8 protein-coding genes are annotated in these 12,123 nt (G+C 62.5%); 6 read left to right on the forward strand and 2 right to left on the reverse strand.

Features of this window, described 5'->3' with window-relative positions; genetic code table 11:
- Positions 1 to 29 precede the first annotated feature (29 nt).
- Positions 30 to 935 (reverse strand): energy transducer TonB, encoded by a 906-nt coding sequence (locus tag E4O98_RS20810; RefSeq protein WP_032878937.1) that lies wholly within the window; start codon positions 933 to 935, stop codon positions 30 to 32.
- Positions 936 to 1,012: 77 nt separating this feature from the next.
- Positions 1,013 to 1,966: a glutathione synthase gene (gene gshB, locus E4O98_RS20815; RefSeq protein ID WP_005792255.1), complete on the reverse strand. Its 954-nt coding sequence runs from the start codon at positions 1,964 to 1,966 to the stop codon at positions 1,013 to 1,015.
- A gap of 239 nt (positions 1,967 to 2,205) precedes the next feature.
- Between gshB and pilG the strand changes: the two genes are divergently transcribed.
- From pilG to E4O98_RS20845, 6 genes are all read left to right on the forward strand, one after another.
- A complete protein-coding gene (pilG, locus tag E4O98_RS20820; protein ID WP_005792254.1) occupies positions 2,206 to 2,613 on the forward strand; it encodes a twitching motility response regulator PilG in 408 nt (135 codons plus the stop codon).
- A gap of 46 nt (positions 2,614 to 2,659) precedes the next feature.
- Positions 2,660 to 3,025: a twitching motility response regulator PilH gene (gene pilH / locus E4O98_RS20825; RefSeq protein WP_003234583.1), complete on the forward strand. Its 366-nt coding sequence runs from the start codon at positions 2,660 to 2,662 to the stop codon at positions 3,023 to 3,025.
- Positions 3,026 to 3,037: 12 nt separating this feature from the next.
- Positions 3,038 to 3,562: a chemotaxis protein CheW gene (locus tag E4O98_RS20830; protein WP_032878938.1), complete on the forward strand. Its 525-nt coding sequence runs from the start codon at positions 3,038 to 3,040 to the stop codon at positions 3,560 to 3,562.
- On the forward strand, positions 3,559 to 5,610 hold the full coding sequence (locus tag E4O98_RS20835) for a methyl-accepting chemotaxis protein (RefSeq protein ID WP_032878941.1): 2,052 nt from the start codon (positions 3,559 to 3,561) through the stop codon (positions 5,608 to 5,610). Before E4O98_RS20830 ends, E4O98_RS20835 begins: the two co-directional genes overlap by 4 nt.
- A gap of 175 nt (positions 5,611 to 5,785) precedes the next feature.
- Positions 5,786 to 11,605 (forward strand): Hpt domain-containing protein, encoded by a 5,820-nt coding sequence (locus E4O98_RS20840; RefSeq protein WP_248136147.1) that lies wholly within the window; start codon positions 5,786 to 5,788, stop codon positions 11,603 to 11,605.
- Positions 11,598 to 12,053, forward strand: coding sequence for a chemotaxis protein CheW (locus tag E4O98_RS20845; RefSeq protein ID WP_005792246.1), 456 nt, complete (start codon positions 11,598 to 11,600; stop codon positions 12,051 to 12,053). The genes E4O98_RS20840 and E4O98_RS20845 overlap by 8 nt, the downstream gene beginning before the upstream one ends.
- The last annotated feature ends 70 nt before the right edge of the window (positions 12,054 to 12,123 follow it).

Here is a 12,123-nt window from a genome sequence, read left to right on the forward strand (position 1 = left end):
GGGGCGAACTGACAAGTGTAGGAGCGGTGTCAGTTGCTGGACAGCCGGTCGCCCTTGGCAAACTTCCAGGTGCGGATGATTTCCAGGCGGTCCACGTCATTCAAGTCGCCGCTGAACGGCGCAAAAGGCGCGGCCAGGCGCACGATGCGCTGGGCGGCCTGGTCCAGCAGCGGTTGGCCGGAGGACTCCAGCACCTGCACTTCATAGAGCGAACCGTCACGGTTGATCGATACCAGCAAGCGCAAGTTGCCATAAATCTGCTGACGCCGGGCTTCGTCCGGGTAATTGAGGTTGCCGATGCGCTCGACCTTCTTGCGCCACTCGTCCTTATACCAGGCACCTTTGTCGCGCATGGTCGACGCGGCGTTCAGGCGGTAGATGCGCGGGCGCTTGGCATACAGCTGTTGTTCGTGGGCCAGTTCGGCTTCCAGGCTGGAAATTTCGTCGGACAGCGTCGAACTGTCGAAGGTTGGCGCGGGCTTCACCGGCTCGGGCTTGGGTTCAGTCCTGGTTTTTTCGCGCTGGGTCGGGGCCTTTTGCGGCTTGGGCGCAACGGTGGTCACGGCGGCCTTGGGCGTTGCCTGCTTGACCTCGGGCTTGGGCACCGGCGGCGGGGTGACCTTATTGACCTTGTTGTCCTGGAAGGGCGCTACTTCAGTGGTCTTGGGCACGGCTTTCTTGTCGAGCGTACCGCTGCCCTGCTGGTTGTCCTGGGCAAGAAAGTCGGCCTTTTCGGGCTTCTTCTCACTTTTGAACGTAGCGAGGGTGATTTCCAGGGTCTTGGTGATCTGCTTGGGCTCGACCATGGTGAAGCCCACGCCCAGCAACAAGGCGAGGTGAATCAATGCGGCGAGAAACAGGGTAAATCCGAGCCGATCAGCCGGGCGCACGCCTCTGTGGGTGAGTTCTGGGGGCAGATCGGACGGGAGTGTCATGACAAGAAAACCAACATCGCGCGTTTCACAGGTGGCGCATGATAACGCAATGTTGGTGTGTGTCCGGCTGTTCTATGTCACTTGGCTTGTAGCTTGCGCTCAATGGCGGCCATCAGCATTTCGCCGATGTTCGTGCCAAATGCATTGTCGATCTCGCGAATACAGGTAGGGCTGGTGACGTTGATTTCCGTGAGGTTCTCACCAATTACGTCGAGTCCGACAAACAGCAGACCTTTTTCGCGCAGGGTCGGGCCAACTTGAGCGGCGATCCAGCGGTCCTTGTCCGACAACGGCCGTGCTTCACCACGACCACCGGCCGCCAGGTTGCCACGGGTCTCGCCCGCTGCCGGGATGCGCGCCAGGCAGTAGTCCACCGGCTCGCCGTCGATCATCAGGATGCGCTTGTCGCCATCCTTGATCGCCGGCAGGTAAGCCTGGCCCATGATCTGCTGGGTGCCCAGCGCAGTCAGGGTTTCGAGGATCACCGACAGGTTCGGGTCGCCAGCGCGGTGGCGGAAGATCGAAGTGCCGCCCATGCCGTCCAGCGGTTTGAGGATCACATCGCCATGCTTGGCAGCGAATTCACGCAGTACATCGGCGCGGCGGCTGACCACGGTCGGCGGCGTGCACTGCGGGAACAGGGTGGCAAACAGCTTTTCATTGCAGTCGCGCAGGCTCTGCGGCTTGTTGACAATCAACACGCCGGCGCGTTCGGCCTGCTCCAGCAGGTAGGTGGAGTACACAAACTCCATGTCGAACGGCGGATCCTTGCGCATCAGGATCACATCGAGGTCGCTCAGGGGGCTGTCGATTTCATCCGAAAGCTCGAACCATTTCTCGGGGTTGGCGAATACCTGCAACGGGCGCATCCGCGCCCGCGCCTCGCCGTCGCCCTGGTACAGGTCGCGCTGTTCCATATAGAACAACGTCCAGCCGCGGGCCTGGGCGGCCAGGAGCATGGCCAGCGAGCTGTCCTTTTTATAGGAAATGCTGGCGATAGGGTCCATGACAATGCCGACGCGAACGCTCATGGGGGGTTTCCTCTAGCAAATTAGGGCGCATAAAAGTGGCGTCAGAGTGGCGCTGTGGTTGTTGTGGGTCAAGGAAAAACCACCGGGTGGGTGCCTCGATAGATTGCGCCCGGAGACTGTGCTAAAAAGACTGCCACGGCGTAGCAGCCCTTGAATTCCAAGGCTTGCGGCGCTCATCCTGTGCAACATCAGGCAGTACACACCGAAAACCGATTCGCTGTGGCGATGGTAGAGCAGATATGGAACAGCATTCCAACGCCTTGAGAGTGATGGTGATCGACGATTCGAAAACGATCCGCCGCACCGCCGAGACACTGTTGAAGAACATGGGGTGCGAGGTCATCACCGCCATCGACGGTTTCGATGCCCTGGCGCGGATTGTGGATCATCACCCGCACATTATCTTTGTCGACATCATGATGCCGCGCCTGGATGGCTACCAGACCTGCGCCCTGGTGAAGAACAACCCGGCGTTCAAGGCGATCCCGGTGATCATGTTGTCCTCCAGGGATGGCCTGTTCGACAAGGCCAAGGGGCGCATCGTGGGTGTCGATCAATTTTTGACCAAGCCTTTCAGCAAGGAAGAACTGCTGGGTGCGATCAAGGCCTATGTGCCTGCCTTCGCCGCAGTAGAACAAGCACACTGACGCCACCTCACAAGGGCCGGCGCCGACCAATGTAGTGGGGAAAACCATGGCACGTGTTCTGATCGTCGACGACTCGCCGACCGAAATGTACAAACTGACCGGCATGCTGGAAAAGCACGGCCATCAAGTCCTGAAAGCCGAAAACGGCGCGGACGGCGTAGCGCTGGCTCGTCAGGAAAAGCCCGACGCCGTGTTGATGGACATCGTGATGCCGGGCCTCAACGGCTTCCAGGCCACCCGCCAGTTGTCCAAGGAGCCGGAAACCAACGGTATTCCGATCATCATCATCACCACCAAGGACCAGGAAACCGACAAGATCTGGGGTGCACGCCAGGGCGCCAAGGATTACCTGACCAAGCCGGTGGACGAAGACACACTGATCGCCACCCTGAACAAGGTACTGGCCGGCTAAAGGCTCGCGATCATGACCGAGTCGCAAACCGCCTTCGAGCTGCTGCTGGACATCGACCGCCGTTGCCGCCTGCTGGCCGCCGACCTGCCGTCCCAGGAAACCCGCCTGCAACGCTGGAGCGGTATCGGCTTTCGCCTGGGGCCACACTGGTACGTGGCGCCCATGGGCGAGGTCGCCGAGGTGTTGCATGAACCGCGCTGCACCTTGATGCCGGGGGTCAAACCCTGGGTCAAGGGCGTGGCCAACCTGCGCGGGCGCTTGCTGCCGGTGCTGGACCTGGGCGGTTTCCTTGGCCTTGAGTTATCCAAGGCGCGCAAGCAAAGGCGGGTGCTGGTCGTGGAGTTCAATGACGTGTTTGTCGGGCTGCTGGTAGACGAAGTGGTCGGTATGCAGCACTTCCCATTGGATGCCTGGATGGCCAGCACCGCGTCCGGCGCGCCCTTTATCCAGGGCCAGTTCGACGGCGACCCGCAGTGGCAAGTCTTCAGCCCCTTCGCTTTGGCCCAGGCCCCTGGCTTCATGGATGTCGCCGCATGAGCACCGTTACTACGCCCAAACCCCAGGCCGCTTCGCGCAGCCGTTCGCAGATCATTGTGCTGTTTATCGCCTTGATCGTGTTCATCATGTTGCTGTTCGCCAACTTTGCGTACCTCAACACCCAGTCCACCTACGACAAGCAGTACATCGGCCACGCCGGTGAGCTGCGCGTGCTGTCCCAGCGCATTGCCAAGAACGCCACCGAAGCCGCCGCCGGCAAGGCCGCCGCGTTCAAGCTGCTGGGCGAGGCGCGCAACGATTTTGCCCAGCGCTGGGGCTACTTGAAAAAGGGTGATCCGCAAACCGGCTTGCCCGCCGCACCCAGCGCGGTGCGCGCCGAAATGCGTGCCGTGCAGACCGACTGGGAAGCGCTGCTGAAAAACACCGATGCGATCCTCGCCAGCGAGCAGACCGTTCTGTCCCTGCACCAGGTGGCTGCGACCCTGGCCGAAACCGTGCCGCAACTGCAAATGGAGTCGGAAAAAGTCGTCGATATCCTGCTGCAACGCGGCGCCCCGGCCAGCCAGGTGGCGTTGGCCCAGCGCCAGTCGCTGCTGGCCGAACGGATCCTGGGGGCGGTCAACACCGTGCTTGCGGGCGATGAAACCGCCGTGCAGGCTGCCGATGCCTTCGGTCGCGACGCCAACCGTTTTGGCGTGGTGCTCAACGGTATGCTCAACGGCAACCCCGGGCTGCGTATCACTCAGGTCGAAGACCCTGACGCCCGTACGCGGCTGGTGGAGATTGCCGAGCTGTTCGAGTTTGTCTCAGGCTCCGTGGATGAAATCCTCGAAACCTCGCCGCAGTTGTTCCAGGTGCGGGCTTCGGCGAGCCATATCTTCAACCTGTCGCAAACCCTGCTTGATGAAGCCTCGCACCTGGCCACCGGTTTTGAAAACCTCGCCGGCGGGCGCAGTTTCGACACCATCGGCGGCTATCTGCTGGGCCTGTTGGCGCTGGCCTCGATCATCCTGATCGGCCTGGTGATGGTGCGCGAGACCAACCGCCAACTGCGTGAAACCGCCGAGAAGAACGAGCGCAATCAGAACGCGATCATGCGCCTGCTGGATGAAATTGAAGACCTGGCCGACGGCGACCTCACTGTCACCGCCTCGGTTACCGAAGACTTCACCGGCACCATCGCCGATTCGATCAACTACTCCGTGGACCAATTGCGCGACCTGGTCGCCACCATCAACCTGACGGCCGGGCAAGTCGCCGGTGCAGTGCAAGACACTCAGGCCACCGCCATGCACCTGGCCCAGGCGTCGGAGCATCAAGCGCAGCAGATTGCCGAAGCGTCTACCGCGATCAACCAGATGGCGCAGTCGATCGACCAGGTATCGGCCAACGCCGCCGAGTCCTCAGCGGTGGCAGAGCGCTCGGTTGAGATCGCCAACAAAGGCAACGAGGTGGTGCACAACACCATCCATGGCATGGACAACATTCGCGAACAGATCCAGGACACCGCCAAGCGCATCAAGCGCCTGGGCGAGTCATCCCAGGAAATTGGCGACATCGTCAGCCTGATCGACGACATTGCCGACCAGACCAATATCCTCGCCCTCAACGCCGCGATCCAGGCCAGCATGGCAGGCGATGCCGGGCGCGGTTTTGCGGTGGTGGCCGATGAGGTGCAACGCCTGGCCGAGCGCTCGTCGGCGGCCACCCGGCAGATCGAAACTCTGGTGCGGGCGATCCAGGCCGACACCAACGAAGCAGTGATCTCCATGGAGCAGACCACCACCGAGGTGGTGCGCGGCGCACGCCTGGCCCAGGATGCCGGGGTCGCGCTGGAAGAGATCGAAGGCGTGTCGAAAACCCTGGCGGCGCTGATCCAGAGCATTTCCAATGCGGCGCAGCAGCAGACGTCTTCGGCCGGGCAGATTTCCCTGACCATGAATGTGATCCAGCAGATCACCACACAGACGTCGTCGGGGTCGACCGCGACCGCCGAGAGCATTGGTAACCTGGCGAAGATGGCCAGTCAGTTGCGCAGGTCGGTGTCGGGTTTCACCTTGCCGCCACCCAAGCAGGTGGACGATTGAAATACGACCTGAAGAACGCAACAGTCCAATTGTGGGAGCTGGCTTGCCTGCGATAGCGGTCTGTCAAATACAGATGTATTGCTGACCCACCGCTATCGCAGGCAAGCCAGCTCCCACATTGGATCTCCATTGTTTGTGAGATACCAGCAACCCACGAATTCTAAGCGGAGCAGTTATGGTTGATCGGCACGACTACGTGGCCCTCGAATGGGTCAAGGGCGACATTGCCGAAACCCTGAAACAGGCCCGTTCGGCGCTGGACGCTTACGTTGAAACCGGCGACGGCGACACCCTCGACAATTGCCTGGCCGGGATCCACCAGGTGCATGGCGCGCTGCAAATGGTCGAGTTCTACGGCGCGGCGCTGTTGGCCGAAGAGATCGAGGAACTGGCCCTGGCGCTCCAGACCGGTCGCGTCAGCCAGCGCGAAGAAAGCATCCGCCTGCTGCAACAGGCCCTCGGCCAGTTGCCGCTGTACCTGGATCGCGTACACAGCGCCCGCCGCGACCTGCCGCTGGTGGTACTGCCGCTGCTCAACGACCTGCGCACTGCGCGGGGTGAAAGCCTGTTGTCGGAAACCAGCCTGTTCAGCCCGCAACTGCTGTCGATCGCGCCGCTGCCTGATGAAACACTGGCCCAACGAGCAACGCCGCAGTTGCATGAGCAGTTGCGCCAATGGCACCCCTTGCTGCAACAAGCCCTCGCCGGGTTGCTGCGTGAAGACCACGGCCCGAGCAACCTGGAAGATATGGCGCGGGTGTTCGCACGCCTTGAGGCGTTGTGCCAGGGCGCGCCGTTGTTACCGCTGTGGCAGGTGGCCTCGGCACTGGTCGAGGGCATGTTGACCGGCGTGGTCGCCAACAGCCCGGCGCTGCGCAGCCTGCTCAAGGCCAGCGGCAAACAACTCAAGCGCCTGCTGGCCCAGGGTATTGACGGCATCAATCAGCCTGCGCCGGATGAGCTGCTCAAAAGCCTGTTGTTTTACGTGGCCAAAGTCACCCGACCGACGCCGCGCATGCAAAGCCTTAAAGAGCGCTACGGCCTGGATGAAGCTTTGCCCGACAGCGCCGTGGTCGACGCCGAGCGTGCGCGCATGGCCGGGCCGGACCGTAATGCCATGGGGTCGGTGCTCGGTGCCTTGTGTGAGGAACTGGTGCGGGTCAAGGAGCGCCTCGATCTGTTCGTACGCAGCGACCGCCAGCACATCGACGAACTCGACGCACTGCTGGCGCCCCTGCGGCAGATCGCCGACACCCTCGCCGTACTGGGTTTTGGCCAGCCGCGCAAAGTGATCATCGACCAGTTGGCCGTCGTGCTGAGCCTGGCCCAGGGGCAACGCGAACCCAATGACGCGGTGCTGATGGACGTGGCAGGCGCGTTGCTCTACGTCGAAGCCACGCTGGCGGGCATGATCGGCACGGTGGAGCCGCAAAGCCGCGAAGAAAGCCGGCTGCCCACCACCGACCTGACCCAGATCCATCAGTTGGTGATTGCTGAATCCTGCCAGTGCCTCAAACAAGCCAAGGAACTGGTGATCGACTGCGTCGAAGCCCATTGGGACCGCCAGCGTCTGGAATCCTTGCCGCAATTGCTGAGCCAGGTGCGTGGCGCGCTGGCGATGATCCCTTTGCCGCGTGCGGCGAGCCTGATGCGCGGCTGCACCGATTATGTCGACGAGCAGTTGATGATCAGCGACGTCGCGCCTTCGCCGGTGCAACTGGAGCAGTTCGCCGATGTGATCAGCAGCCTGGAGTATTACCTGGAACGCATGCTCCAGGACCCTGACGCCGCTGGCGAGCGTGTGCTGGAGCGGGCCACCCAAAGCCTGGCGGCGCTGGGTTATCTGCCGGCCGAAAAACCCTGGCGCCAGGCATTGGTCGCGCCCGATGGCGCACTGTCGACCGAACAGGCACCGAGCCAATCCCAATTTGACGCACTGGCAAGCCCCACGTCAGGCCTTAATCCTCCGGCCCTGCAACGCCCCGGCAGCCTGCTGCCACCGCCGGCAGGTGAAGAGCCGATTGACGATGAGCTGCGCGAAGTCTTCCTCGAAGAAACCGACGAAGTTCTCGACGTGCTGCACCGCAACCTGCCCAACAGTGCGGACAAAACCGCCCAGGGCGAAATGCGCCGTGCCTTCCATACGTTGAAGGGCAGCGGTCGCATGGTCCGTGCCCTGGTGCTGGCCGAACTGGCCTGGGCCGTGGAAAACCTGCTCAACCGCGTGTTGGAACGCAGCGTCGCCCTTGGTGCCGACGTGCAGCAGGTGCTGGATGAGGCCGTGGCCGTGCTGCCGGAATTGATCGCCGATTTTGCCATCGACGACCAACGCCAGCGCGACGAAGTCGACGCCTTGGCCGCCCGCGCCCATGCCTTGGCCAGTGGCGCGGCAACAACCGTTGGCGAGCCCCATGACCCGATGCTGATGGAGATCTTCCGTAACGAAGCCCAGAGCCATCTGGACAGCCTCAACCACTTCCTGCACCACGCCGCCGAACAGGTGCCGTTGCAGGTCAGTGATGAACTGCAACGCGCCCTGCATACGCTCAAGGGCAGTGCCTACATGGCCGGGGTGTTGCCCATCGCGGAACTGGCGCGCCCCCTCGACCACCTGACCCGCGAATACAAGGCCCATCGCTTGCCCCTGGACCTGGACGAAGTAGAGTTGCTGCTGGAAGCCGAAGGGCTGTTCCAGCGTGGCCTGCGCGACCTGGACAGCGATCCCCTGGCACCCATCCAGGGCGCAGCGGATCTGATCAGACGCACCCAAAGCCTGTTGGACCAGCAGCTTGCAGCGCTGCTCGAAGCCCCTGGCAGCGGCCTGCCGATCAAGCGCGATCGGCATCTGATCACCAACTTCCTGGCCCAGGGCATGGACATTCTGCTCGACGCCGACAACCTGTTGCGCCGCTGGCAGCAACATCCCGGCGAACGCCAGGAACTGACCGCCTTGCTGGATGAGCTGACCACCTTGGGGGAGGGCGCGCACATCGCCGACCTGCACGCCATCGATGCGTTGTGCGAGGCCTTGCTCGACCTGTATGGCGCTGTGGAAGAAAGCAGCCTGGCGGTCAGCGAGCGGTTTTTCCATGAGGCGGAACAGGCCCATGAGGCGCTGATCAACATGCTCGACCAACTGGCTGCCGGCCAGGAAATCAGCCCGGCGCCTGCGCGGGTACAAGCCTTGCACGCGTTGCTGGATGACGCGCTGGACCCGTCCGCCACCGGCCTGATCAAAAGCGACGGCAGCCGCGCCCTGAGCATTTCGGAACTGGGCGCTGCCACTGCGCAGTTGGATCAGCAAACAGCCATGGATGATGAGATTGTCGACATCTTTCTTGAGGAGGCCGTCGATATCCTCGACAGTGCCGGGCAGTCCCTCAAGCGCTGGTTGCTGGAGCCCGAAAGCGCCGCGCCGTTGTCCTCACTGCAACGGGACCTGCACACCCTCAAGGGCGGTGCGCGCATGGCCGAAATCGACCCGGTGGGCGACTTGGCCCATGAGCTGGAGTGCCTGTACGAGGGCCTGGTGGACCGCCGCTACAGTTACACCCCCGAGCTGTCCCAGGTGCTGATGGCCAGCCACGAACGGTTGGCTTTGCAACTGGAAGAACTGCAACAGCAGCAGCCTTTGAGCGATGCTGCCGAGCTGATCGCCAAACTGCGCGAGCTGCGCCAGAACAGCGCGCCGGCGACTCCGGCTGCGGCGGCGCCGGCCTCGGGTGCAGACCCTGAATTGCTGGATATCTTCCTCGAAGAGGCCGCCGATATCCTCGACAGTTCAGGCAGCGCGTTGCTGCGTTGGCAGGCCGAGCCGGGCAACCGCCAGGAAGTCGAAACCCTGCTGCGTGACCTGCACACCCTCAAGGGCGGGGCGCGCATGGTAGAGATCGGGCCGATTGGCGATTTGGCCCATGAGCTGGAGTTTCTCTACGAGGGGCTATCCGCCGGGTTGCTGGCGCCGACCCCAGAGCTGTTTGCGCTGCTGCAAGGTTGCCATGATCGTTTGGCACAGATGGTCGACGCCGTAGCGGATGGGCTGCCGGTGGGGGCGGTGGACAAACTTATCGAGCGCATCAAAAGCCTGGTGCACCCCAGTGTAGAGCCGGTGGTGCCCGTGGCGTTGCCTGCGGGCAAGGCTGAAGCGGTGGTCGACCCCGCTGCCGACATGGTGAAAATCTCCGCCGAACTGCTCGACGACCTGGTTAACCTCGCCGGTGAAACCTCGATTTTCCGTGGCCGTATCGAGCAGCAAGTCAACGATGCGCGCATTGCATTGAATGAAGTTCAAACCACCATCGAGCGGATGCGCGATCAATTGCGCCGGCTCGACAGCGAAACCCAGGGGCGCCTGCTCAGTCGTCAGCAGGCCGAGGCCGAACGCCTGGGCTACGAAGAGTTTGACCCACTGGAAATGGATCGCCATTCGCAGTTGCAGCAGCTGTCCCGCGCGCTGTCCGAATCGGCCTCCGACCTGCTCGACCTCAAGGACACCCTGGAGCAGCGCCATCAGGATGCCCACGATTTGCTCCAGCAACAGGCGCGCATCAACACCGAATTGCAGGAGGGCCTGATGCGCACGCGCATGGTGCCTTTCGAGCGGATGCTGCCACGCCTCAAGCGCATCGTGCGCCAAGTGGCGCAAGAGCTGGGCAAGGACGTGGAGTTCATCGTCGGCAATGCCGAAGGCGAGATGGACCGCAACGTGCTCGAACGCATGGCGGCGCCACTGGAACATATGCTGCGCAATGCCGTCGACCACGGTCTGGAATCGCGTGAGGTGCGGTTGCAGGCGGGCAAGCCGGAAAAGGGGCGCATTACCCTGGACCTGACCCACGAAGGCGGCGACATCGTCTTCGACATGCGTGACGACGGCGCCGGCGTGCCCCTTGAAGCGGTGCGGCGCAAGGCGATCAAGCGCGGCCTGCTCGGCCCGGATCAAACCATCAGCGACCGCGACGTGCTGCAGTTCATCCTGCAGCCGGGCTTTTCCACGGCAGAAAAAATCACCCAGATCTCCGGGCGTGGCGTGGGCATGGACGTGGTGCACGAAGAAGTGCGTCAACTCGGCGGCTCGATGGTGATCGACTCGACCCCAGGCGTGGGCGTGCACTTTCGTATTCGCCTGCCGTTTACCGTGTCGGTCAACCGTGCGTTGATGGTGCAATGCGCAGACGACCAGTACGCGATCCCCCTCAACACCCTCGAAGGCCTGGTGCGCGTACTGCCACATGAACTGGCCGGGCACTACCAGCAAGACCCGCCGCATTATGAATACGCCGGCCAGCGCTACGAGTTGTTTTACCTGGGGGATCTGCTGCACACCGTCAGCCGCCCGAAACTTCTAGGCCAATACCAACCGCTGCCGGTGTTGCTGGTGCATTGCAATGAACGGCGCGTAGCGGTGCATGTGGACGCCATGGCCGGCACTCGCGAGATCGTGGTCAAGGGCCTGGGGCCGCAGTTTGCCGGGGTACAGGGCGTGCCCGGTGCGACCATCCTCGGTGATGGCCGCGTGGTGTTGATCATTGACCTGCTCGCGCATATCCGCGCCCGCCAACCGGCCTTGCCGGCCCAGGCAGTGGATGTGCCACTGGTCCTCAACGACCCGCTGAAAAAACGCCCGCTGCTGGTACTGGTGGTGGACGACTCGGTCACCGTGCGCAAAGTCACCAGCCGCCTGCTGGAGCGCAATGGAATGAACGTGCTTACCGCCAAGGACGGCATTGATGCCCTCGCGGTGCTTGAAGAACACACCCCGGACCTGATGCTGCTCGACATCGAAATGCCGCGCATGGACGGCTTCGAAGTGGCCATCCAGATACGCAATGACCCGCGCCTGATGCGCCTGCCGATCATCATGATCACCTCGCGCACCGGCCAGAAACACCGCGACCGCGCCATGGCCATTGGCGTCAACGACTACCTCGGCAAGCCGTACCAAGAGTCGGTGCTGCTGGAAAGCATCGCCTACTGGAGCAAGTCCCATGCTTGACCACCGCGCCAGCCAACTCACCGGCCTGCTGCTGCCCCTGGCCGACCGCCACCTGGTGCTGCCCAACGTGGCCATCGCAGAGCTGATCGACTTCCAGCGCGGCGAACCGGCCAGCGATGCACCGCCGTGGTACCTGCGGCAAGTGACCTGGCGTGATCGGCAAATCCCCTTGATCAGCTTTGAAGCCGTGTGCGGTGAAGCCAGCGTGACCGGCGAACGCTCGCGGATCGTGGTGTTGAATGCGTTGGGGGGCAGGCCCACGTTGAAATTCATTGCGCTGGTTATTCAGGGCATTCCCCGCTCGTACAAACTCGATAGCGAGTTGAGCTATGTGGATGTGCCGCTGTGCCCGCTGGAACTGGCGGCAGTGCAGGTAGGGGAGCAGGTGGCGAAGGTGCCGGATTTGATGGGGTTGGAGGCGCTGTTGGTTGAGTCCGGCCTGGCCTGAACATAAGCCTTGTGAAATTCCAATGTGGGAGCTGGCTTGCCTGCGATAGCGGTGGGTCAGCAATACATCT

Source organism: Pseudomonas sp. W2Jun17 (assembly GCF_023127795.1).
Lineage (GTDB): Bacteria > Pseudomonadota > Gammaproteobacteria > Pseudomonadales > Pseudomonadaceae > Aquipseudomonas > Aquipseudomonas synxantha_A.